A 21,826-nucleotide genomic window follows, 5' to 3' on the forward strand; every position below is an offset into this window, starting at 1 on the left:
AGAGTAACCGAACTCGACGGAGCATTCCCATGAGCACACACAAAACAGACATCGACTCGACGTTCGTCTCTCTCGGCGTTGGGGCGATCGACTTCGCTCGCTACTCACACGTCGCGGTGGACGAGAACGATGACGAGCGTATTATCTACGATGAGAATATCGAAGGGGCGTGGATCCAGTCGAATACATGGTTCCGGCTGTCTGCGTGTCAGTAGTCCCATCGCCGATCGGCAAAAGACCTATGGCGCTCACGGGATGAACCACGGTATGTCGTACCGATCGCGCCCGATCGACGCATTTCTCGACTCGATCGCGTCCCCACAGGTCACACCCGCTGGTGGATCAACAGCGGCAGTTGTCGGCGCGATGGGGGCCGCGCTGTGCGAGATGGTCTGTATCCACACGATTGAAAGAGCTGGAGCGAACACCGCGGACGGGCCCGGAAACAGTCACGCCACCGCGGACGGGCCCAGAGACCGTCGCTACACCGTGGACGGACCAAGAGACAGCCACGCCATCGCGGACGCGCTCAAACACAGCCGCAAAGTGTTCCACACGCAGCGAGATCACCTGCTTACCCTCGCCGATGCCGACGCCGAGGCCGTTGACGCGCTGTTGGCCGCCAGTGAGGCTGCAGAGTCGACTCGCGGGCGACGATCGAAGCGTGCGATCGGTGTCCCGCTGACGATCGCAGACAGCTGTTTGACGATCCTCGACGAAGCACCAACCGTCGTCACGCAAGGGACTGCCTCGGCGGTCCCAGATGCGATCACCGGCGCATACCTGACCCACGCGGCAGGGCTGGCGGCGGTATTCACTGTTCGAACGAACCTCGACGCTGCAGGCGATCCTGACTTCGAAACGCGGATCGGTGATCGAGCCGCTGATACCGAGCGGGCGATCGACGCTGCGTTCGAGGCGACGATCGACGCGGAGACGACACGGTAGCGACTGGGTGAATCTTGAGTCCGTTACGACGATAGCCACGCTGGCGGCGAGACGAGCCGCCCGATCGGCCCTGCGGTCGCATCAGCTTCGAGCGCATCGACCGCGTGTTCGCCGCTCACCAGACACATCGGTACCCCGATCCCCGGCGAGGTGTACGAGCCGGCGTAGTACAGCTCGTCGATCGCCGAGGACCGAATTGAGGGCCGAAGCGGCCCGGTCTGTCTCAGCGTGTGTGCGAGCCCGAGCGCGCTTCCGTTCGGCAGCGAAAACCGATCGGCGAACTCGGAGACGCATGCCGAGCGCTCGAAGACGATCCGGTCGCGGAGATCGACACCGGTGTGTGTCGCAAGATCCGAAAGTACCTGCTCGCGGTAGCGCGATCGCGCCGTTTCCCCGTCAGCCAGCCCAGCAGCGATCGGAACGAGAACCACGACGACCGAGTGACCGGCCGGGGCCATCGTGTCGTCCGTCACCGTTGGCACGTTCACGTAGTAGGCAGGGTCCGCAGGCCACTGGGGGTCGTCGAATATCGCCTCGAAGTGGTCGTCCCAGTCAGTCGGCAACACGAGCGTGTGGTGTGCCAGCGGATTGACCTCTCCTTCGACGCCCAAGTACATCAGAAACGCCGAGGGGGCGTACGTCCGGTCCTCCCAGTACTGGTTTCCGTACTCCGTCGCCGTGGGCGAAAGGAGATCGCGCTCGACGTGATACGGATTTGCGTTCGAGACAACACGATCGACTGTGTGGGTCTTGCTGTCGGTTGAAACTAGCACGCCATCAGGATGCGGTTCGATCGCCGAGACCGGAGTGTTCGGCTCGATCTCTACGCCGAGTTCAGTCGCGAGGTCGGCCATCCCATCGATCACCGACGCAATTCCCCCCGTGGGATGGTAGACGCCAAGGTTAAAATCGACGTGGCTCATGAGCGTGTAGATCGCCGGCGTGTTGTGTGGAGAACCGCCAAGGAACACGAGCGTGTACTGGACGAGCTGTTGGAGCTTTGGGTGCTCGAAGTACTCCTCGACGTACTCTTGCATCGACGAGAGGAGGTCGACACCGCGAGCGGCTTTGAGGATTCGGGGGTCCAGACAGTCACGAAATCGGGATCGATCGCGATAGACGAACTCCTCGATGCCAACCTCGTAGGCGTGTTGGGCCATGTCGAGATACGATTCGAGTGCGTCTCCTGCGCCGGATTCGTAGGCCTCGAACAGCCCGGGCAACGCCGCTGGATCGTCTGGCACGTCGATGCGATCGCCGTCCTTCCAGAAGACCCGGTAGTGGGGATCTAATCGCGTGAGATCGTAGTAGTCACTCGGCTCACGATCGAAAGCCGAAAAGAACCGCTCGAAGGTATCCGGCATAAGATACCACGAGGGCCCGGTGTCGATACGGAAGCCCTCGGTCTCGATCCGACCAGCGACGCCACCGAGCGTGTCGTGCCGCTCGAGAAGCCGAACGTTTGCGCCGCGCCCTGCAAGGTGACACGCCGCCGAGAGCCCGCCAATCCCGCCGCCAATCACGACCGTGTCGAGCCCGGAAAGAGCGGTGGGATCGCTCGATCCGCCCTGCTGATCAGATCGACCCGTCATCCGCGTCTCATCGGCTGCCGTGGTTCGGTTCGCACACATGTATCTACATAGGGGCCCGATCGGTTCCTGTCGTCGCCGTCGCTCGGCGGTTCTTTATAATGATCGCGGCCGTAGTTCACTGTGTGTCGGGGGTCAGAGCCGAGATTGCGGTCGAGGATCCGAACGGGTGTCCACTCGCATCAGTGTCCACAGAGAACGAGATTTCAGTCTCCGACGTCACGTGGACCCGTGCGAGCGATGGGATAGTGACAGAGTCGTTCACCACCACGGGATCGATCGAAGCGGCAGGGTCAGACGCCATCGACGCCGAGACGACGTTTGACGCGGGCGATCGAACGATGTACCGTTTCGAACGCGAAACGGAGTCGTGTGCGTGCGAGCGCGTTGAAGCCGCCGGCCACCCGATCGACAACGTCGAGATTCGCGACGGCCAACTCAACATCACGGTCCACCTCCCAGAGGCGGCCGAGCTCCGAGAGGTCGTTGACGCACTCTCGGCGTCTGGCGCACGCGTCTCCGTCAACTACCTCGTCCGGGACGCCACGGACGAAGATCGCCGTGATCTCACGATCGTCGACCGCGGACGACTAACAGCGCGGCAACAGGACGTGCTCGAAACCGCCTATCGGATGGGCTATTTTGCCTATCCCCGCAAGCACAGTGCCGAGGAGGTCGCCGATGCGCTCGACATTGCCCGATCGACGTTCGCCGAACACCTCGCAGCCGCTCAGCGCGAGCTGTTGGCATCGATCGTCGACAGCTGAGCGACGAACCGTACTTACAGTTAACCTACGGGACGTACCAGATCCCACGCTCGCGGTCCCACCACGCCCCGACGACCACGTGCGGTAGCGCGATAATGCTCACGAAGATACTGTAGAACGCGACACCGCCAGCCAGGAGCGATCCAGATCCGCCGAGGGGGTTCGGGACGATCGACCACAGGAGCGCAGCAAGCCCGAACGTGACGACTGCGCCGATGAGGAACATCCCGCCAGCGAGTACCGTTGGGAGTCCGTCGTCGGGTGCAGGATCGGGGAGCGATCGTTCGACAGCGCTCGCGCGTGCACTCTGCCTGAGTGAGTACCAGATAGGGAAGTACAACCCAACAGCGACGACGACCGGCACCGCCATGAAGTACGCGATCAAAAGCAGCGTCTCGGCGACATCCACGAGCCACGATCGCATCGCGGGCGTCGATCGTGCTTCAGCGGAAAACAGCGCCGCCGGACCGCCAGCCCGGACGAACCCAAGTCCCACGTGCGCCCCGACAGCGACAGCAAAGAGCCCCGCGAGGACGAGCCGCGACGTCCCGAGGTAGCCGCTCTGGCTGGCGAACGCACCCATTTCGAAGATGTTCACCATGTACGTCGAGAAGGCGGCGAAGGTTTCCGGCCACGCATAGATTGGGACGACCATCACCGCCCCGCCGCGAACGAGCGCCGCCAGCGCTCGTTGAAGGCGAGTTTGGAGGTGATCAGTCCCGACGAGCGCGTCCATGACACGCAGCCCGCCGTGGCCACCCTTCGCGATCGCGACCGACAGCGCAAGCGCGAGTCCGGCGACCGGCGCAACGAACAACACCGAAACGAAGGCGGCAACGCCGATGAGGTACAGTCCGACGTACCGCATCCCGAAGGGGAGCCCGCGCCGGCGGACGTTCGAGAAGTGCTCGTAACCGCCGTGTGGGAGGTTGATCGCGACCATCCCGAACAGGTAGATGCCGAGTTGCGTTTCAAGTGCCATGCTGTAGCCGGCCGCCGCGGCGATCACAAATCCGAGTGTCAACGCAATGAGCACAAGACGGGAGGCCAATACCATTCGCTGTTCGACCGCTTGCCCACCCGTTGGCAGCCAGTCGTCGATCGCAGATGTCGCTGTGGACATGTTGTGTGAACATACGCACCCGTTGGCCCCAACGCCTTGCCGTCGTTCGACGGGCCATTATATACCCCCTCGGCAACCGGCTACCGATGGTGGACACAGGTTCTTTGCGATTGCTCATATGATCCCACGTATGGCTCTCACGCTCACGCTTTTTGGGGCGGCGGCGATCGTCGCGCTGACGGCAATCAGTGGCTTTTTTTCGAGCAGCGAACTCGCGGTGTTTTCGATCGCCCGCCACCGAATCGACGCGCTTGTCGCTGCTGAGACACCCGGGAGTGACTCGCTTGCGGCGCTCAAAGAGAACCCCCATCGGTTCCTCGTAACGGTTCTCGTGAGCAATAACGTCGCCAACATTGCCGCTGCCAGCGTCGCGACCGCCGTCTTCGTCCAGTTTCTGCCGGCCAGTCAGGCGGCAACGGGTGCGACAGTGTTCACAAGTGTCTTCGTGATCGTCCTTGGCGAGATTGCACCCAAGTCCTACGCGGTCGCCCACGCGGAGAAACACGCCCTCCGGGTCGCTCGGCCGATCGTCGTCATCCAGCGGGTCCTCCGGCCGTTGCTTTTTATTTTCGAGGTAGCCACGAACGCCGTGAACCGTCTCACTGGTGGGGAATCAGGCTTCGAGTCCTATCTCTCTCGGGAGGAGATTGAGACGATCGTCCTCAGCGGCGAGGAGACCGGCGTGCTCGACAGCGACGAGGGCGCGTTGATCCGTCGCGTGCTTGACCTCGAAGAAACCGTCGTCCGGGCGGTGATGGTCCCGCGCACAGAGATGGTCGCGGTGTCGATCGAGACGACACCGGAGGAGGCGATCGAGCGCTTCCGACAGCGAGGAGTAACGCGGATGCCGGTCTACAAAGAGACCCATGACACAATTCTCGGTATGCTCGACATTCGGGACGCACTCGACGCGGCTGAGGACGGACGAGCAATCAGCGAAATCATCACAGATGTACCCGTTGTTCCGGCGTCGAAGCCGATCGACGAACTGCTCGCGGAAATGCAAACCGAGGCGACCCAGATGGCAATCGTCGTCGACGAGTTCGGCACCGTGGTCGGACTTGTAACACGGGAGGACGTGATCGAGGAGATAGTCGGCGAGATTTTCGATCGCGGGGAGATCAATCCGGTGACGCCACGGTCAGACGGGACGGCAGTCGTCGCTGGCAACGCGACGATTGCATACACGAATCAGATTCTCAAACACGACCTCCCGACCGAGGGGCCCTTCGAAACCGTCTCGGGACTGTTGAACCACCATCTCGGACGGATCCCCGAGGAGGGCGATCGAATCGAACTCAGTGGCGTGCGGATTGTCGTACTCGACACCGCCGCGACGCGGGTCCGACGCGTCAGGATCGAACCGATCGCCGAGCACGGCGCAGATCAATCGGACCCGTAGTTCGGAGCTACCCAGTGACCACGGTCCTTTTGTGTCTGTTCGCCGAACCGATCGGCAATGTCGAGGGGATGGCTCCTTTCGTGGGCTGCGGGGTCGGTTGCACTTGGGGGCGCGTCGCTCGTGGTTCCGCTGTACGTCGTCTCACTCGGCGGCGATTCGTTCGCACTCGGGCTGCTTGCGTCGGCCGCCGCTTTCGTCGGCGTCCCCGGCGCGTTGGTGTTCGGCCGGTTGGCCGATCGGACTGGGCACTACCGCGCCTTCGTCCTCGCCGCGTTGCTCATCGTGTCGGGCATGTTGGTCGTGATTCCGTTGCTCCCGACGATCTCGTCGGTCATCGCGGCCAATGCTGCGATCTGGTTCGCTTTCGCTGCGGGGACGCCGGTGGTGACGCTGCTCGCGGTGAGTACCGCCCCGGAGACGCAGTGGAGCACACAGATCGCCGAACTGAACAAGTATCAGGGAATCGGGTGGGCACTCGGCCTGTTGCTCGGTGCGATCTGGGGAGCCGTGACGGCCTATACCGGCGGACTCGCCGGGGGAACGGCGGGATTGTTTTATGTGTTGGCAGGCTTCGGGGGGATCGGTATTGTGCTCGGGGCCCGGTACCTTCCAGGGGCTTCCCAGGAGCGATCGGTCTCTGAAACAAAGCTCAAGAGAGCGATCCGGCAGGCCGATCGATTCAGCATCCGGGCAGTCACGTTCCCGCTCACGGTTGGCCGTGCGGACTATCGATCGCTACACCCCGGTCGGTTGGTCGATCGGTTCACTCCCACACTCGCGGTGTACTTTTTTGCGGTCACGCTGTTCTTTCTGGGCTTTTCGGCGTTCTTTGCGCCACTGCCAGCGTTTTTGGCCGACAGCGGCTTCACTGACGATCAGATCTTTGCCTTCTACCTGATCAGTAGCCTCGCCTCGGCCGTCTTTTTTACCGGTGCAGGGACGATTGCCGGCCGGATGGACGTTGCGGTGTTCCAGGCGATCGGGCTCGGAATTCGTGGACTCGCGATGCCGGCGGTCGCCGTTGGGGTACTCGCACTCGGGTCAACCTCAACCGGTGTCGTGGTAACCGCTGGAATCTTCGCGGCGATCGGGTTCACCTGGTCGGTCATCGCCGTCACCGGGGGAACGATCGTCACACAGTTGTCGCCGGCTGCCCTCCACGGGGAAGCACTCGGCGTGTACGCCGCGCTCGGGGCGTTCGCTGGCGGGATCGGCAGTATTCTGGGCGGCCGGCTCGGGACCGAGAGCTATCTACTTGCATTTGCAGTCGCAGGCGGGTTTGTGTTGCTCGGAGCCGGTCTAGTGGTCGTGCTCCAACGGTGCCGTACAGGTCAAAACAGCGAAAAACCAACTGAGAGGGAGAGTAGTGTTGGGACAGGATCGATCGAAGCTGAATAGACCGATCGGAGCTGAATAGATCAATCGAAGCCGGATAGATCAATCGAAGCCGAATAGATCGATCGAAGCCGAATAAAAAACACCCGAGCGGGATCGAAGCGAAAGCGGTGATAGACCGATGGCAAATCTCAGTCTGCGTGGGCGGTGACTCTCGGCGTTCCTCTCCCGCGATCCGGTGAAACGAGATGGACGTAGTCATCAAGCGAAAGCGCAAACTCGGATTCATTCTGGATCGGGACCCACTTGAATTCGAACGGCTCACCAGCCTCCTCGCCTTCGCCGGTGACGACGTGCGTCCAGCGATCGCGTGGCTCGTGGATATCAGCATGGAAGAAATGTCTCGCGTACCACCGCGACTCGCGGCGCTCCCAGAGATCGCTTGTGAGATGTGTGACCCCCGAAACCGCGCCAAGGCCGCTCTCTTCGGCGATCTCTCGGAACACGGCCTCTCGCGGTGACTCGCCCGGTTCGACAGTTCCCTTCGGTATCTGATAGCCGTCGTGTCCGGGACCAGTAAAAACAAGCAACTCGCGATCGCCGCGCGTGATATACGCGCAAGCCTTCTGTACGAACGTTTGGTCGGCGGTCGGTGCCATACCTGAACGTCACGATCCTCTCATAAAAGAGCTGTTCATATATTGGTTATCTACTACTAGTTCGTAATAGGTAATTGATACACACGATTCCACCACAAACGGGTGAGAGTGGATGTCGGGTAGGTCGTGGACAGAGAACGTCGGAGTTATGGGTTCGTCCTCGGGATCTATGGGTATGAGTCAGCTCGTGACGTTCGGAGAGACGATGGTTCGGCTGTCGACCGCCCCCGGCGAGCGCCTCGAAACCGCCGAGCAGCTTGCGTTTCGGATCGGCGGGGCCGAGAGCAACGTGGCGATCGCCGCCCAGCGGCTCGGCACGGAGACGACGTGGACCTCGAAGCTGCCATACTCGCCACTCGGGCGACGGGTTACCGGGGAGATACAGAGCCACGGCGTACAGACCGACGTGGTGTGGGATCGACGCGACGAGGCCCGCCAAGGGGCGTACTATCTGGAGTACGGGTCTGCGCCGCGAGGAACGAGCGTGATCTACGATCGCGCCAACGCCTCGGTCACGACGGCGACCGCTGCAGAGCTGCCGACCGGGACGATCCGCGAGGCTGACGTCTTCTTCACGACGGGTATCACCCCGGCACTCTCGGAAACGCTTTCGGAGACAGTCACCGACCTCCTCACGACCGCTAGAAACGGCGGCACGACGACCGCGTTCGATCTGAACTACCGATCGAAGCTCTGGACACCCGAGGCGGCGCGATCGGCCTACGAGTCGTTGTTCGAACACATCGACCTGTTGTTCGTTCCCGAACGGGACGCTCACGAGGTGCTCGATCTCGACGGATCCGCCCGCGACATCGCCCGATCGCTCGCGTCAACACACGATGTTGAGACCGTCATCGTGACACGCGGCGAGGAGGGAGCGCTCGCGCTCGATGGTGACACAGTAGTCGAACAGCCAACGTACGAGACCGAAACCGTCGATCCGATCGGAACCGGCGACGCCTTCGTCGGTGGCTTTCTCACGGAGTGGATCGCTGACGCGTCGATCGAAACCGCCCTCGAGACGGGCGCAGCGACCGCGGCGCTCAAACGAACGATCGACGGCGACCTCGCGGTCGTCACTCCCGAGGAGGTCGCTGCGGTTCGCGACAGTGATGGGAGCGCGATCGATCGGTAACGCACAGCAGTCGCTCGCGATCGTTGCTCGCGACAGAAATGCGCTGGCGGGGATTTGAACCACGGTCGCTCGCGCTGCTCGCTCCCTGATTCAAACCCAACGCACAGCAGCCGCTCACGAACGATGTTCGCGACAAAAGTGCGCTGGCGGGGATTTGAACCACGGTCGCTCGCGCTGCTCGCTCCCTGATTCAAACCCAACGCACAGCAGCCGCTCACGAACGATGTTCGCGACAAAAGTGCGCTGGCGGGGATTTGAACCCCGGTTGTAACCATGGCAAGGTTACGTGATACCACTACACTACCAGCGCGTGGTGCGTTTGTTGCATTTCACAGTAACCCCGGAAAGGGATAAAAGGGTTGCGAACCCGGCCAGTGGATGCGATCGATCCACACCCACACTCGGCCAGAAAATCGCCCGAGTGAGTCGACCTCCGATCGGCCACCGAAGAGAGTCAGAGTCCGCCTTCGGCATCTTCCTGCGCAAGCAACACCACCATCGAGAGCCCAGAGATCACCAGCAGCAACAGCGCAGGCACCGCCGCATATTGATACAATGCCGTCTCTTGGGCCCGCCAGATCTGGGTGACGATCGTCTCGAACCCCGAGGGGCGCAACACGAGCGTCACCGGCAGCTCCTTCATTGTGGTCAAAAATACCAGCGCGGAGCCGGCGACGATGCCCGATCGCGCCAGCGGGAGACTCACCCGCCGGAACGACCCGACGGGCGTTTCTCCCAGCGTTCGACTCGCCTCGATGAGTTGTGAATCGATCTGCAGAATCGACGTCCGGGTCGAACCAACCACCTGCGGGATAAATCGGACGACATACGCGAAGATCAAAAGCGGCAGCGTGAGATAGATCCCGGGCGCGTATCCTGCTCCGAAGTACACGAGCGCGAGCGCGAGAACGATCCCCGGGACGGCAAAGCCAACGTAGGTCGCCCGCTCGAAGACCGTCGCGAGCCACGAATCGTGTCGCCCCGCGAGGTACGCGATCGGCAGCGCCGCCAGCGCGGCGACGATCGCCGTCGCGGCGGCAACGCTCACAGAGTTGAGGACCTGAATCCACTCGAAAGCCATCGACGGGCGTCGATCGGTGGTCGTCCGGAACAGCCACAGAAGCAGGATCCACACCGGAACGACGAGCGCGATGACCGACACGCCCGCAGGCAACAGTGTCGCTGGCCACCGCAGCGCACCCAGTGACACCCGACTGTCAGTCTGGTTGCCCTCCCCGCCTTGGACCGTCCGGTTCGATCGGACCGCCCACTCTAACGCCAACACGACCATCACGACCGCCAGCAACTGCAACGAAAGCAACGCGGCGTAGTCGCGGCCGAACGCGTTGTACTCGACGTAGATCTGCCGGGTGAACACAGACAGCCGCATGATCGCCGGCGTTCCGAAGTCCGAAACCGCATACAGCGCCGAAAGCAGGCCGCCAGCGGCGACTGCGGGGCGAATCTGTGGGAACGTCACCCGGCGGAACGCCGTCCACCGGCCGTGGTTGAGCGATCGCGCTGCATCGATCAACCGCGTGTCGAACGTGATCAACGCCGCACGGGTCGTGAGATAGACGTACGGGTACGTGTATAGCGTGATAACAAAGATCGCGCCCGGAAGCCCGTAGATTTCGGGTAACCGCTCGATCCCGAGCGGCTCCAAGAGCGAGTGAAATGCCCCCCGAGGGCCAAATGCGGAGACGAATGCAAACGCGCCGACGTAGCTCGGGACAACGAGTGGCAGCGCGACGGCAACCGACCAGAACCGCCGGAAGGGCAGATCTGTCCGCACCGTTAGATACGCCAGGGGGACCCCAAGCACGATCGACGCCGCGGTGACGCCGACCATGAGCAACAGGCTGTTGACGAGCACCTCCGCCGTTCGCGCGCTGATAAGCAACTCCTGGGCGCGATCGGGCTCGACAGTAACCGCCTCGATGAACAACCACAGCATCGGGAAGACAAGCGCTGCCGCGATCGCCCCCGAAAGCAGCGTGAGTCCGATCGGCAGGCGATCGTCGGACGACCGTTCGGTAATGCGTTGAATGTATCCTCTCATGTAGCTCCTGCGAATCCGCGTATGCGATCGCTATTGCCCGCTGGCTGATAAACCTGCTTCGACGGATATAAGTTTTAGGTTTGCCTAATCCGCATATGCAACTGACGCGTCGGGACGCGACCGCGGCGCTCGCCGCGCTCGGAGCGACCGGCGGGATCGCCTACGGCGCTCGGCACTTCACAAGCGACGACGAGACGGACGCGGACGACACCGATGCTAACACCGACGCCAGCGACGATACGCAGTCTTCTGAGGGCGATGACCATCTCCGATCGACGCTCGTCGCCGTTGCGGGCGTCCTATATCCCAACGAGGTCGAGGGAATCGAGGGGTTTGTGAACACGTTTCTCGATGGCCGCCTCGACGACTCTCCACACGCCGAGGGAGTTCGATCAGCGATCCAAACGCTCGACGAGCACGCAGAGGCGTGGTACAACGTCAAGATTGTCGACATGGAGTCAGAGACGATCGACGGACTACTCCGGGAGATCGGCGCGGACACCGCCGACGAAGACCCGAACGGACCCACAGCCGAGCGAATCCGCTACTACGTCGTCAACGAGTTGTTGCTCGCGCTGTTCACCTCCCCGACCGGCGGCGAACTCGTCGGGATCGAAAACCCGATCGGCCATGCCGGCGGACTGGGCAGCTATACACAGGGGCCGGGTGGCGGGCAATGAGTGGGCGCGATCGCACGCCCGTTGACGATGCCGAGGTCTGTGTCATTGGTGCGGGTCCTGCGGGCGGACTCATTGCCGATCGGCTCGCAGCCGACCACACCGTCGTTGTCCTCGACGCCGGGCCACGGTTCGATCCGTCCGATCGACTCGAACGGCAAGAGCGGGCGATTCGACCCTCGTACGATCGACCGGACGTGTGGGACGGCGATCCCGAGCGGGACGCTCACGCCGCCAGCGGCGAGTGGTTCTACCCGTTGAACCACGCCCGCGTGAAGGGTATTGGAGGCTCGACACTGCACTGGCAAGGAATGGTCATGCGCCTCCACGAGGATGACTTCAACTCCGAGAGCGCCCGTGGCGTCGGCGTCGACTGGCCGATCGACTACGCGGACCTACGCTCGTACTACGCGGCCGCCGAGCGCGAACTCGGCGTCGCCGGCGCAGATCATCCGTACGCACCGCCACGCGAAGAGCCGTTTCCGATGACCGAGTTCGAGCCCTCCTACAGCGACAGTCTGTTCGCCGACGCCTGCGAGCGACTCGAGATCGACATGCATCCGGTCCCGAACGCCCGAAACTCCGAGTCTTACGGCGATCGATCCGCGTGCGTGAGCTACGGGACCTGCCAGCCGGTGTGTCCCTCCGGCGCGAAGTACGACGCAACTGTCCACGTCGATCGAGCTGAATCGAAGGGTGCGACGGTGATCGATCGGGCGGTCGTCGGTCGGCTAGAACACGATCGCGATCGGGTCACCGCAGCCGTCTATAACACACCCGACGGCGCAGAACACCGACAAAAAGCAGACGTCTTCGTGCTCGCCGCTGGCGGCGTCGAGACGCCGCGGCTCCTGTTGCTCTCAGAATCCGACGAATACCCCGAGGGGCTTGCGAACTCAAGTGGCCTCGTCGGCTCGTTCTTCATGGATCACCTCTTCGCGGGGATGGGCGGGCTGTTAGACGAACCGACCAGACAGAACCACGTTGGCTTTCTCACGAGCGAGTGCCACCAGTTCTACAACGACGCCGACGCGGAGATCGCCCCATTCAAACTCGAGTTCTTCAATTACGACGGGCCCTCGCCGGTGACGATGGCGCTCACCGGCGACGACTGGGGTGACGCGCTGCTCGATCGGGTTCGCGCGGACTACGGCAACCACATCGGGATGGGGGCGCTCGTTGAACAACTGCCAACCGAAGAGAGCTACGTTGGGCTCGATCACGACCAGACCGATCCCTTCGGCAATCCGGTCCCGGACGTCCATTGGACAGTCGACGATCGAGCGCTCCGAACGATCGAACGGGCCAACGAAATCCAGCGGGAGATTCTGACGGAACTGGGTGTCGAAATTACCTGGCAGGTCGGCCCCGACAACACTGGCCCAGCCTACCACCACATGGGGACAACGCGGATGAGCGACGATCCAGCCGACGGCGTCGTTCGTCCCGATCTCCGGACCCACGACCTGCAGAACTGCTGGATCGCCTCCTCCGGCGTCTTCCCGACCGGCGGCGCGATGAACCCGACGCTCACGATCGCGGCGATCGCGCTCAAAGCCGCCGGTCACATCGACGAAGCGCTGTAGGCCCGCACCCAGCCGATCTGTTTTAGGTAAGCCTAAAGTGTTAAGTACTTGCCCGCAAAACGCCGGGTAATGAAGCTCACAGGACGATTGCGATCGAACGGTCTGACCAACGAGTCAGCTGAAACCGACGAGACCAGCGATGCAGACGGCTACACTTTCGAGGATCTTGCGGTCGTAATGGGGACGTACAACGAAGAGCAGGCGATCGCACAGGTCCTCACAGACATTGACGAGGTGACAGACGGGAAGGCCGAGGTGGTCTGTGTCGACGGCTCGTCGGATCGGACGCCCGAGATTGCCCGCAAACTCGGCGCGACCGTGATCGAACAGGAGCCACAGGGGTACGGCGTCGCCGTCCGCGAGGCCGTGTTGACGCCCGACCGACCGATCGTTGTCACAACCGACTGCGACGACACCTATCCCATGGAGCAGCTGCCGGAGTTCCTCGAGCTGATCAACGAGGGCTACGACGTGGTCAGCGGCGATCGGCTCTACTACGGCGCGGCGGCGATGCCGGCGTTCAACCGCCTCGGCAACCACCTGTTCGCGCTGACCGCGAGCGTCCTCATGAGCCAGCGCGTCCACGACACGACAACCGGAATGCGCGCATACCGCCGGGAGTTGCTTCACGAGATCGCGTGGACAGAAAACACCGGGCTCTCCGCAGAGCTACTCATTCGGCCGCTCATGCGCGGGTACGACGTGACCGAACGACCGATCCGGTACGACGAACGCGCTGGTGAGTCGAAGCTTGACCCGATCGAAGGTGGACTCGCGATCGCGAAGTCGATCGTGAAAGTCTGTCTCGAAGAGCAGTTCCGCTGAAAGCGGCTATTCTTCGGTTTTCTCAAGCGTCGTCTCGAAGAACACGCCGTCCCGGTGCGCATCTGGCTCGTTGGGAAGGTACGTCCCCTCGCTGCCGCAGTCGGTGACGAGCGGACAGACCGATCGCTCCGGCGGCCAAATTGCCTCAACGGTCTCACCGTCAGTCCGGACTGTCGTTTCTTGCCGATAGGTGAGCGTTGAGCCATCCGGCTGGACAAGCGTCGTCGTCACGATCACGGTGTCGGTTTCGTCGATCGCGACAGTTTCGTCCGAACCAACCGCGTTGAGAAACGCCTCATCGGGATCGATCGTCCACTCGAAGGCGATCGTCTTACCCGGATTAGTGACTGTGTTTGTAACGTGACCGTCATGTGTCTCCAGACGAACTCGTGCGGTTGTCACCTCCGCGGAACCGGGCACACCGACCCTCGTTTCGGCGTCGAGACGGTCGCCGCTTCGAACGTCGATCGGTTCGAGTTTCGGAACGACGTGTCTGTTCGGATCGGGAACCCACTCGCCCTTGTAGGCGTAGCGGTAGTGGGTTCGGTTCGGATAGGCGTCGATCACGGCGAAGTCGTCGTCTGGATCCCGATCGAGCGGGTAAACCACGTCACCCTCGAGGCTCGGATCGTGTCGAAGGTACTGGAACGGGTGGTGCTGCCAATCGCCGTACGGCGTCGGAATGAAGACGATCGCATTCTCGAAGTCCGTCTCCTCGATCGGCGCGTACGCCCGCTCGAACTTGTCGGCGTTGGCGGAGTTCTTCTCGATCGGGTCCGCGACCGCTGCGACGTTTGCACCGCCTGCAATTGCGAGGGCTCCGATCGCGACAGCGGCCACAAGTGCGGTCGCCGCCCGCCGGTTCGTCCGCTGGGTGAGTGCCGTCCGGAGGCGACGGAGGCCATCGTAGCCGGCGACGGTCGCGACCGCGGCGAAGGTCGAAAGCGGAACCAACAGATCGAAGTGGTAGAACGGACCGAGGCCCGAAATCAGCCCATCCGTTGGGTCCGACATTGTCGCGAGAATGTTGAAATTCCCCCAAAAGAACAGATTTCCGAGCGGGACAGAGACAAACAAGCCCGCAACGAGCACGCCTGCGGTCCGCTTGAATGACGACATGTCAGTGCGACCGAGATCCGGGTCATCAACACGACCGCGCAGCCATCGCCGAACGGCGATCGTGAGTCCTACTCCTGCCGCCGCCGTGCCGATCGCACCCGCAGTGAACCACCGCGTCCCGAAGTACCACAGCACGTAGCCGTTGGCTTCAAGCGCAAGTTCGGGTGTGTAGTCGATCGAGTGGCCCAGAATCCGTCGCCGGCCGAATCCTGGCCCGTCCATCGGTGCAAATGCCTCGTAGGGGAATGTCAGCGCTGCGCCGGTCAGCCGGAGGTTGTACGCGAGGGTGAGCAGGACGAACGCCGAGCCGAGCGCGGCGATCACAGCCTGCCGGCGGATCGGCTCGGTGAGCGGTGCTCGATCGGGCGGCGAACCGTTGTCTGTCACCGAACTACGGCCGTCTACACGGATAGACTGGACGAGACCGTCCGCTCGAACGGACTGAACGATCTCGTAACACGCATGCAGTATGAACGGCGCGGCAAATAACACCGCCGTGTACGGCCGTGCGAAGAACGCTAGACCGATCGCAATCCCAGCGACAACAGCAGCACGAAGCGATCGATCGCGGACCGCCCGGAGGTACGCGACCGCGAACGCGAGATTCAGCGCTGTCGTGGGGGCGTACGGGAGAAACGTCGAGGTATTGACGATCGCAAGCGGCGAGGCCGCAAACACTGCAGCGGCAGCGATGCCGACCCGGCGATCGAAGCACATCGACCCGAGAAGATACACCAACCCCGCGTTGGCTGCGGCGACAACTGCGAGCGTCACCCGTGGTTCGCCAAACAGCGCCAGTGTGACGGCGAACATCGCCGCCGGGACGGGCGTGTATTTCGAGTACAGCCGACCACCGTCTTCAATGAAGAACCACGGCCGAAACGAGCCAGCGAGCTCGCCGGCGTGAATCTCTAACTGGCCGTTCAGTAGCATCGCCGCCTGTGTGAGGTACACTGCCTCGTCGTGGTTACTCGAGTGGTACGCGAAGACTGTGGAGGAGACAAAAAGAACCGCTGCGCCGGCGAATAGTGCGATCGCCGCGGCGACGAGCGTGTGCTGATCGATTCGATCGCGCCCCATCGTCTGTGAGTCTCAGACCTCGATGCCGGCGTCGCGCATGAGATCGACGGTTTCGGCGAGATCAGACAGTTCCGTCAGATCGATGTCCGGGACGTCGAGTTCGTCGATCGTCGGAAGATCACCGATCGGTTCCACGTCGGGCACGAGCGGATACTCGAACGTCGATCGTGCGAAGTAGTCTTGTGCCTCTGCAGATAGCAAGTGTCGCACAAAGTTCTCTGCGAGGTCTGCATCGCTCGTGCTGTCGACGACAGCCGCGCCGGCGACGTTGAATACCGCGCCTGCGTCGTCCTCCGTGAACGCCGTACCGATCGACGCTTCCGGGTTGCCATCGAGGACGCGCTGGATGTAGTAGTGGTTCGTGAACGCGGCGTCGATTTCGCCGTCGGCGATTGCCTGACAGGCGGCGAACTCGTCGGGGTAGTCAACGATGCCGGCAGCCAGGACCTCCTCGAGCCACTGGCGAGTGGCGTCTTCGCCCTCAATGATGCGCATTGCGGTGATGAACGCCTGACAGGATCCGTACGAAGGTGCCCAGCCGAGCGTGCCGTCAAACTCTTCGGGATATGCCATCACATCGGCCGGCATGTCTGACTCATCGTACTTGTCGGTGTTGTACGGGATCGTTCTCGCGCGGCCGGAGGTACCGATCCACTCGTCAGTGTGGAACTCCGATCGGACCATATCGAGGACCTCCTCGGAGAGCGACGCTGTACGGCCCTCGTCGGCAAGTGCGCCGAGCGCGCCTGAGTTAACCGAATAAAACACGTCGGCGGGCGAGCCGCTCCCCTCGTTTGCGATTTGGTTGACGAGGTCGGTCGAGCCGCCGTAGCGGACCGTGAGCGAGAGGTCGTCATACAGGTCGTCAATGAATCCGACAATCTCGCCGACGAGAAACTCCCCTCGCCCGGAGTATACCGTGAGTTCTCCAGCGAGGTCCGGCATGTCGGCCATCGGCACGCCGCCGGGTGCGTCTCGTCCGTCCCGGCCAGAGCCGATCTGTCCCACGGTTGATTCGGTCGTCGGCTCTTCGGATCCGTTTCCTCCCTCCGAGTCGCCGTTACCATCGCCGTTTCCGCCGCCAACACCGTTACAGCCCGCGAGCGCGACGCTGCCAAGTGCGCCAACGCCTGCGAGTACCCGACGGCGATCGATTCGGTCTGTGTGTCCGTTGTTCTCGTTCATGTATTTTAGGCCAACCTAAATGGTCTTATACCCATCGGTTCAGTCGTCCGCCGGCACCGGTGCGCGCTTGATCGCGTCGAGACAATCGAGCCAATCGTGCATGTATTCGCCGACGTGCGTGAAGAACGCACCGTTTCGGTACTGCTCGAAAGAGTCCGACGCGAGGCGATCGGCCATCGCATCGAAGACTGCGGCGTAGCTGTCAGCGTCTTCGCCGGCATCGTCGATGACCTCCCAGAGGTGTTCGTTGAGTTCGAGCCCGGCAACCTCGTTGTGGAGGTCGTCGAAGGTCGATCGGGGCGCTTTGTTGTGCGCACAAAGCGGCGCGCCGTTGTAAATCCGTTTGCCGAGCAGGTCGCAGGCGCGTTTGAGGAACACGCCGCTCCAGATGTCGTCGAAGCGACCGACCTCCCAGTCGTTGTCATCCATCGGCAACTGATAGAACGCCGGGATCACCTCCCGACGGAACGCGAGATTCATCGAACAGACAGTAAGATAGTTGTTCCGAGCGGCAACGAAGTCGCCGTTGAAATCGTCGGCTGTCGTGCTGGTCTGTGCTTGGCCCTGCAGATCGCCGTCCATCAGGATCCGCACGGCGTCGAGGTCCGGAACGTTCGTCCACAGCCCTTGGGAGGCGACAACCGATCCCTGGGAAAGGTGGGTCGTATCCGTCCTGACAGTCTCGTTCATCGCCGAATATGGGTATCCGCGGGGGTACAGTCCATGTTCCTCAGCGTTCTGATAGAGGACGTTGACCCAGTTCGTGTCCGATCGGACACGCTCAATCTCGCCCTCGAAGCCGAGGTTGCGCATGTGTTGGCCGAAGAAGTCTTCGTCGTCGTGTGGCAGCGTATCGTCGTCGATGAAAATCCCGTACTCGAAGCGGGGGTTCGCCCACATGTACAACAGCCCAAAGCTTGTTTCTGCGTGACTTGCCGCAGGCACGACGTGGGCGTACTCGCTGATGTCTTGGTCGTCATACCATTCCTCGCGGCGCGAGCCGTCGTACACCGCGCCGTCAACGTCCAGCGAGTCAAGCATCGCCTCCATCTCGTCGGTATCACAGAAGTCTTCCGTGACGAGAAGGACAAAGAGTCGATCAGTATCGAATCCGTGTGCCCGGGCGTTTTCGATATACGCCTCCATGCACTCGTACTCGCGGATCGTCGGGACGATCACGCAGATCTTCTCGTCAGACCGATATGGCAGGGTATCGCTCATTGTACCACAATATTTTAGGTCGACCTAAATATCTGCCGATTCAGGTTCTTCAGGTGGTCGATTGCCGTCTATTGTCGCCGTGGAAACGTTCCACGAAAGCGCGATCGCGCCACCGCCGACGAGCGTGACCACGTTTTTGATCGCGTGATCGAGGATCGCCGCCGCGAGCGCAGTGCTCGCTGCGATCGGCGAGACTGCAACGACGAGGCCAGTGAACGCTGCCTCGTAGAGACCGATCCCACCCTGTGAGAGCGGCAATACTTTCGCGAGATTGCCGACGCTGACCGCGAATGTGCCAACGACGACGAGCAGCCAGACTGACGGCCCTCCGCCGGTCAACGCAGCCAACACCGCGATCGCGGTGATCACGTCGAGTGCCCACACCACGAGACTCCACGCGCCGATGTCGACCATGGCACGACGATCGGCCGCGACGGTTCCAACGTTTCGCGCGAATGCGAGTGCCGGATCGACGACCCGTGAGAGCGGACCCGCCGAGACGCGCGCCCGAACCGCGGCCGCGATCGGCCGATCGCTTCTAACGAGCCCAACAGTCACTGCTGAAACGCCGACGGCGATCATGCCGACAGCGGTTGCGCCCGCAAGCCCCGCCCGAGGAAGTTCGGTCGTGGCGATCGACGTTCCCGAGAGGAGCACCGCGAGGAAGGCTGCAACACCTAACGCAAGGATCGCAACGAGGTCAAACAACCGCTCGACAGCGAGCGATGCGACACCGAGCGTGTACGGGACCTCGCGGCGATCGTTAAGCAGGTACGCTCGGAGTCCGTCACCCGCCCGCGCGGGAACAATCAGATTCGCCGCCTGGCTGAGAAACACCGTTGCGGTGAGAAAGCCGACACTGAGCGGCCGATCCATCACAACCAGCAGCCGCCGGTACCGCTCACCGCGAAGTGGCCACGACAGCGCGTAAATCCCAATCGCGGCGCCCACGAACACGGGGTTTGCGTCGACGATCGCGTCAATCACGGTTGAGATGTCGATCGAGCGGGCGACGAGAACAGTACCGATCGCGAGAATAATGATCGTTCCAAGCAGTTGGACACCAGTATTGGTGCGAACAGTCCGCAAAACCGCTCGGGTCGACGATGCGACGTCCATCGTTAGTTTAGGTTTGCCTAAATAGAATAAGTCTGTCGGTCTTCCGTGGCTGATCTCTGTGGGCTAGGATCTTTTGAGGCGAAGAATTATTCTTCGAAACACTGACTACGCAGAGACGGTCGATTCTGACTCGTCGCCGCGCGGCAACCCGAACTCAACCTCGATCCGAACCGTATCATACGGGACGTAGGGCTTCTTTGCACGGCCGTCTTCCGCAAAGTGAACGATATTGTATTCGGCCAGCAGGTACAGATCATCGTGGACGTCGTGGACATCACGACCAAGACGATCGGCCAAGGCACGGATACTCTCTGGTGGATCTTCCATTACCATTTCGAGCAGCTCCATCCGCCGATCGGTGAGTAACTGACGAAGCTGTGCGCGATCCTCGAAGTTGATGACGTGTGGGGTTTCCTGACCCTGCACCCATTGTTCAGCGCGCTCGATTGCCGCTTGCTGTGCTTGCTCCGCTTTGAGCGCCGTGATACGAAGGGTCGATGGATACTCGACCTCGTCCGGATCCGGCAGGAATTCGTCGTGTGTCGGTTCGGTGTCATTCGGTTCGTTGCTCATAGATTTCATTCACCTCATTCTGGAAGTCCTCAATCAGGTCGGGAAGACCTGTGAACTCCAACTTCGTGATTTCGCCCGCTGGGGAGTGCCGGTGATGTCGACCGACATCCAGGTGATAGGGCGAGTTGTCGTACCGCAGGAGCGTGTCGCCGTCAGCGTCCATATACTGAAAACTGTACTTCAGCCCCTTCGGGAAATTCTCGCTCACCGGGACCTGCCAAGCCACCATCTCATATCGACTTCCGTCCGGTTTTTTAGCTGTATTCCGGTACACAACCGTTGCAGGCATCGTTCCCTTATATTGGGGTTTGATCCCAACAAAAATGAAACTTACTGTTGGGGTTGAATCACAACAACTACGGTCCTACTTCCTTGTCTCTTCGAGTGTTTGCTTGGCACCTCACAGAGAACGTATGAACTCCTTCGAGAATCAAAACTGTTCGTGGGTTGGGTTCGCATAGCGATCGCCCGTTTTCGGCCGTGTGAACCCGCCACAGCCGCGTTTCAATCCGCTATGCTTTTAGGTCCTGATACGGAATCAGGGGTACAGTCTAGTGATGAGGCAAGATCGATGACCGGGCTAGCGATATTGGTCCCGTCGTCGATCGTTCGGGAGGCCGAGGACAAACGCGAGGCAACTCGCAAGCTCGGCTACGTCGCCCGCGCGGCGGCGGTTTTCGGGGCCGATCGGCTCCGCGTCTTCCCTGACCGGGAAGGCGAAACCCGATGGGGCGAGGAGTTCGTCACCACGGTGTTGTCGTACGCGGCAACGCCCCCGTACCTCCGACAGGAGTTGTGGGAGCAACGGAGCGAACTCCAATATGCGGGGATCATCCCCCCGCTCCGGGCTTCATCACGGACCTCGGCCGACCCTGACGGGCCGGTCGAGCAAACGGGAATCGTGACCGAGGTCGGATCTGAAGGCCGCGTTCGGGTCAATTGCGGACTGCAACACCCGATCTCCCTCCTGGTGCCGCCGTCGATGGCGACACCGAAAGAGGGGGAGCGCGTCACCGTCAGGATCTCTTCGCGAGAACCGGTCCGCGCGCGACTCGTCGACGAGGCCCCTCCGGGCTTCGACGTCGACCGTGCGGACCTGTCGGAAGCACTCGCTGCGGCGTCCGGGCTACGGATTGCCACGTCGCGGCATGGAGCGGAACTCTCCGTGCCGTGGTTGGCCGAGCTCCTCCCGCAAACGCGGGCGGGACTCACCGTCGCCTTCGGCTCGCCGGGCAGAGGGCTTCCAGACATGCTCGGGGTTTCCCCCGAGGCGATCGCCGACGCAAACGGCGATCCAGTCGAACCCGATCCGGGGTTCGACCTCTGGCTCAATACGATCCCGCGACAGGCAAACGAGGTGGTGCGAACTGAAGAAGCGATATTCGCGTCCCTCGCGTGTCTAACGCTCACGGAGTGAACAC

20 protein-coding genes and 1 tRNA gene are annotated in these 21,826 nt (G+C 61.9%); 10 read left to right on the forward strand and 11 right to left on the reverse strand.

Annotated features, from left to right (window positions below; genetic code table 11):
* Window positions 1-29 precede the first annotated feature (29 nt).
* Both E5K03_RS13080 and E5K03_RS13085 read left to right on the forward strand, forming a co-directional pair.
* A complete protein-coding gene (locus E5K03_RS13080; RefSeq protein WP_138007258.1) occupies window positions 30-215 on the forward strand; it encodes a hypothetical protein in 186 nt (61 codons plus the stop codon).
* Between the two features lie 52 nt (window positions 216-267).
* Complete coding sequence (locus tag E5K03_RS13085) at window positions 268-948, forward strand: cyclodeaminase/cyclohydrolase family protein (RefSeq protein WP_138007259.1); 681 nt, start codon at window positions 268-270, stop codon at window positions 946-948.
* 23 nt (window positions 949-971) lie between these two features.
* On the opposite strand, the gene E5K03_RS13090 is transcribed toward E5K03_RS13085, so the two are convergent.
* The gene (locus E5K03_RS13090) at window positions 972-2,540 is read right to left on the reverse strand and encodes a phytoene desaturase family protein (RefSeq protein WP_138007260.1); all 1,569 of its coding nucleotides are present in this window, start codon (window positions 2,538-2,540) and stop codon (window positions 972-974) included.
* Window positions 2,541-2,662: 122 nt separating this feature from the next.
* Here E5K03_RS13090 and E5K03_RS13095 point away from each other — a divergent pair, with 122 nt between their 5' ends.
* Entirely contained in the window at window positions 2,663-3,304 is a 642-nt protein-coding gene (locus E5K03_RS13095; RefSeq protein ID WP_240730029.1) for a helix-turn-helix domain-containing protein, read from the forward strand.
* 25 nt (window positions 3,305-3,329) lie between these two features.
* On the opposite strand, the gene E5K03_RS13100 is transcribed toward E5K03_RS13095, so the two are convergent.
* The gene (locus E5K03_RS13100; protein ID WP_138007262.1) at window positions 3,330-4,427 is read right to left on the reverse strand and encodes a Brp/Blh family beta-carotene 15,15'-dioxygenase; all 1,098 of its coding nucleotides are present in this window, start codon (window positions 4,425-4,427) and stop codon (window positions 3,330-3,332) included.
* Window positions 4,428-4,557: 130 nt separating this feature from the next.
* Here E5K03_RS13100 and E5K03_RS13105 point away from each other — a divergent pair, with 130 nt between their 5' ends.
* Together E5K03_RS13105 and E5K03_RS13110 are read left to right on the forward strand one after the other, a co-directional pair.
* Window positions 4,558-5,829, forward strand: coding sequence for a hemolysin family protein (locus E5K03_RS13105; protein WP_138007263.1), 1,272 nt, complete (start codon window positions 4,558-4,560; stop codon window positions 5,827-5,829).
* Between the two features lie 57 nt (window positions 5,830-5,886).
* Window positions 5,887-7,227 carry an MFS transporter gene (locus tag E5K03_RS13110; protein ID WP_138007264.1) on the forward strand — a complete coding sequence of 447 codons (1,341 nt, stop codon included), beginning with the start codon at window positions 5,887-5,889 and terminating at the stop codon, window positions 7,225-7,227.
* A 128-nt stretch (window positions 7,228-7,355) separates the two neighbouring features.
* Here the strand turns inward: E5K03_RS13110 and E5K03_RS13115 are convergent, their stop codons facing one another.
* A complete protein-coding gene (locus tag E5K03_RS13115; RefSeq protein ID WP_137196214.1) occupies window positions 7,356-7,823 on the reverse strand; it encodes an NUDIX hydrolase in 468 nt (155 codons plus the stop codon).
* A gap of 175 nt (window positions 7,824-7,998) precedes the next feature.
* Between E5K03_RS13115 and kdgK1 the strand changes: the two genes are divergently transcribed.
* Window positions 7,999-8,958, forward strand: coding sequence for a bifunctional 2-dehydro-3-deoxygluconokinase/2-dehydro-3-deoxygalactonokinase (gene kdgK1 / locus E5K03_RS13120; protein WP_138007265.1), 960 nt, complete (start codon window positions 7,999-8,001; stop codon window positions 8,956-8,958).
* Window positions 8,959-9,197: 239 nt separating this feature from the next.
* Here the strand turns inward: kdgK1 and E5K03_RS13125 are convergent.
* Window positions 9,198-9,268: transfer RNA gene (locus E5K03_RS13125), tRNA-Gly, on the reverse strand.
* A 144-nt stretch (window positions 9,269-9,412) separates the two neighbouring features.
* Window positions 9,413-11,020 (reverse strand): ABC transporter permease, encoded by a 1,608-nt coding sequence (locus tag E5K03_RS13130; protein WP_138007266.1) that lies wholly within the window; start codon window positions 11,018-11,020, stop codon window positions 9,413-9,415.
* Between the two features lie 95 nt (window positions 11,021-11,115).
* Between E5K03_RS13130 and E5K03_RS13135 the strand changes: the two genes are divergently transcribed.
* The 3 genes from E5K03_RS13135 to E5K03_RS13145 all read left to right on the forward strand — a co-directional run bounded on the left by E5K03_RS13135 (window position 11,116) and on the right by E5K03_RS13145 (window position 14,108).
* Entirely contained in the window at window positions 11,116-11,700 is a 585-nt protein-coding gene (locus tag E5K03_RS13135) for a gluconate 2-dehydrogenase subunit 3 family protein (RefSeq protein ID WP_138007267.1), read from the forward strand.
* Window positions 11,697-13,283, forward strand: coding sequence for a GMC family oxidoreductase (locus E5K03_RS13140; protein ID WP_138007268.1), 1,587 nt, complete (start codon window positions 11,697-11,699; stop codon window positions 13,281-13,283). Before E5K03_RS13135 ends, E5K03_RS13140 begins: the two co-directional genes overlap by 4 nt.
* A gap of 177 nt (window positions 13,284-13,460) precedes the next feature.
* A complete protein-coding gene (locus tag E5K03_RS13145) occupies window positions 13,461-14,108 on the forward strand; it encodes a dolichyl-phosphate hexose transferase (RefSeq protein ID WP_240730031.1) in 648 nt (215 codons plus the stop codon).
* A 6-nt stretch (window positions 14,109-14,114) separates the two neighbouring features.
* Here E5K03_RS13145 and E5K03_RS13150 read toward each other — a convergent pair whose 3' ends face one another.
* The 6 genes from E5K03_RS13150 to E5K03_RS13175 form a co-directional block, all read right to left on the reverse strand.
* Window positions 14,115-16,307 carry an ArnT family glycosyltransferase gene (locus tag E5K03_RS13150; protein ID WP_138007270.1) on the reverse strand — a complete coding sequence of 731 codons (2,193 nt, stop codon included), beginning with the start codon at window positions 16,305-16,307 and terminating at the stop codon, window positions 14,115-14,117.
* 12 nt (window positions 16,308-16,319) lie between these two features.
* The gene (locus E5K03_RS13155) at window positions 16,320-17,492 is read right to left on the reverse strand and encodes an extracellular solute-binding protein (protein WP_138007271.1); all 1,173 of its coding nucleotides are present in this window, start codon (window positions 17,490-17,492) and stop codon (window positions 16,320-16,322) included.
* 39 nt (window positions 17,493-17,531) lie between these two features.
* Window positions 17,532-18,713 (reverse strand): alpha-1 4-glucan-protein synthase, encoded by a 1,182-nt coding sequence (locus E5K03_RS13160; RefSeq protein ID WP_138007272.1) that lies wholly within the window; start codon window positions 18,711-18,713, stop codon window positions 17,532-17,534.
* A 24-nt stretch (window positions 18,714-18,737) separates the two neighbouring features.
* Entirely contained in the window at window positions 18,738-19,832 is a 1,095-nt protein-coding gene (locus E5K03_RS13165; protein ID WP_138007273.1) for a lysylphosphatidylglycerol synthase transmembrane domain-containing protein, read from the reverse strand.
* A gap of 105 nt (window positions 19,833-19,937) precedes the next feature.
* Window positions 19,938-20,405 (reverse strand): HVO_A0114 family putative DNA-binding protein, encoded by a 468-nt coding sequence (locus E5K03_RS13170; RefSeq protein WP_138007274.1) that lies wholly within the window; start codon window positions 20,403-20,405, stop codon window positions 19,938-19,940.
* Window positions 20,386-20,694, reverse strand: coding sequence for a toxin-antitoxin system TumE family protein (locus E5K03_RS13175; protein ID WP_138007275.1), 309 nt, complete (start codon window positions 20,692-20,694; stop codon window positions 20,386-20,388). The genes E5K03_RS13170 and E5K03_RS13175 overlap by 20 nt, the downstream gene beginning before the upstream one ends.
* Before the next feature lie 282 nt (window positions 20,695-20,976).
* On the opposite strand from E5K03_RS13175, the gene E5K03_RS13180 reads away from it, so the two are divergent.
* Window positions 20,977-21,822 (forward strand): putative RNA uridine N3 methyltransferase, encoded by an 846-nt coding sequence (locus tag E5K03_RS13180; protein WP_138007276.1) that lies wholly within the window; start codon window positions 20,977-20,979, stop codon window positions 21,820-21,822.
* Window positions 21,823-21,826: the final 4 nt, after the last annotated feature.

Source organism: Halalkalirubrum salinum (assembly GCF_005543295.1).
Classification (GTDB): domain Archaea; phylum Halobacteriota; class Halobacteria; order Halobacteriales; family Haloferacaceae; genus Halalkalirubrum; species Halalkalirubrum salinum.

Excerpts from the sequence above, each read along its gene's own strand:
- E5K03_RS13080 (WP_138007258.1), top strand. The coding sequence starts at position 30 with ATGAGCACACACAAAACAGACATCGACTCGACGTTCGTCTCTCTCGGC.
- E5K03_RS13085 (WP_138007259.1), top strand. The coding sequence starts at position 268 with ATGTCGTACCGATCGCGCCCGATCGACGCATTTCTCGACTCGATCGCG.
- E5K03_RS13090 (WP_138007260.1), bottom strand. The coding sequence starts at position 2,540 with ATGACGGGTCGATCTGATCAGCAGGGCGGATCGAGCGATCCCACCGCT.
- E5K03_RS13100 (WP_138007262.1), bottom strand. The coding sequence starts at position 4,427 with ATGTCCACAGCGACATCTGCGATCGACGACTGGCTGCCAACGGGTGGG.
- E5K03_RS13105 (WP_138007263.1), top strand. The coding sequence starts at position 4,558 with ATGGCTCTCACGCTCACGCTTTTTGGGGCGGCGGCGATCGTCGCGCTG.
- E5K03_RS13110 (WP_138007264.1), top strand. The coding sequence starts at position 5,887 with ATGTCGAGGGGATGGCTCCTTTCGTGGGCTGCGGGGTCGGTTGCACTT.
- E5K03_RS13115 (WP_137196214.1), bottom strand. The coding sequence starts at position 7,823 with ATGGCACCGACCGCCGACCAAACGTTCGTACAGAAGGCTTGCGCGTAT.
- kdgK1 (WP_138007265.1), top strand. The coding sequence starts at position 7,999 with ATGAGTCAGCTCGTGACGTTCGGAGAGACGATGGTTCGGCTGTCGACC.
- E5K03_RS13130 (WP_138007266.1), bottom strand. The coding sequence starts at position 11,020 with ATGAGAGGATACATTCAACGCATTACCGAACGGTCGTCCGACGATCGC.
- E5K03_RS13135 (WP_138007267.1), top strand. The coding sequence starts at position 11,116 with ATGCAACTGACGCGTCGGGACGCGACCGCGGCGCTCGCCGCGCTCGGA.
- E5K03_RS13140 (WP_138007268.1), top strand. The coding sequence starts at position 11,697 with ATGAGTGGGCGCGATCGCACGCCCGTTGACGATGCCGAGGTCTGTGTC.
- E5K03_RS13145 (WP_240730031.1), top strand. The coding sequence starts at position 13,461 with ATGGGGACGTACAACGAAGAGCAGGCGATCGCACAGGTCCTCACAGAC.
- E5K03_RS13150 (WP_138007270.1), bottom strand. The coding sequence starts at position 16,307 with ATGGGGCGCGATCGAATCGATCAGCACACGCTCGTCGCCGCGGCGATC.
- E5K03_RS13155 (WP_138007271.1), bottom strand. The coding sequence starts at position 17,492 with ATGAACGAGAACAACGGACACACAGACCGAATCGATCGCCGTCGGGTA.
- E5K03_RS13160 (WP_138007272.1), bottom strand. The coding sequence starts at position 18,713 with ATGAGCGATACCCTGCCATATCGGTCTGACGAGAAGATCTGCGTGATC.
- E5K03_RS13165 (WP_138007273.1), bottom strand. The coding sequence starts at position 19,832 with ATGGACGTCGCATCGTCGACCCGAGCGGTTTTGCGGACTGTTCGCACC.
- E5K03_RS13170 (WP_138007274.1), bottom strand. The coding sequence starts at position 20,405 with ATGAGCAACGAACCGAATGACACCGAACCGACACACGACGAATTCCTG.
- E5K03_RS13175 (WP_138007275.1), bottom strand. The coding sequence starts at position 20,694 with ATGCCTGCAACGGTTGTGTACCGGAATACAGCTAAAAAACCGGACGGA.
- E5K03_RS13180 (WP_138007276.1), top strand. The coding sequence starts at position 20,977 with ATGACCGGGCTAGCGATATTGGTCCCGTCGTCGATCGTTCGGGAGGCC.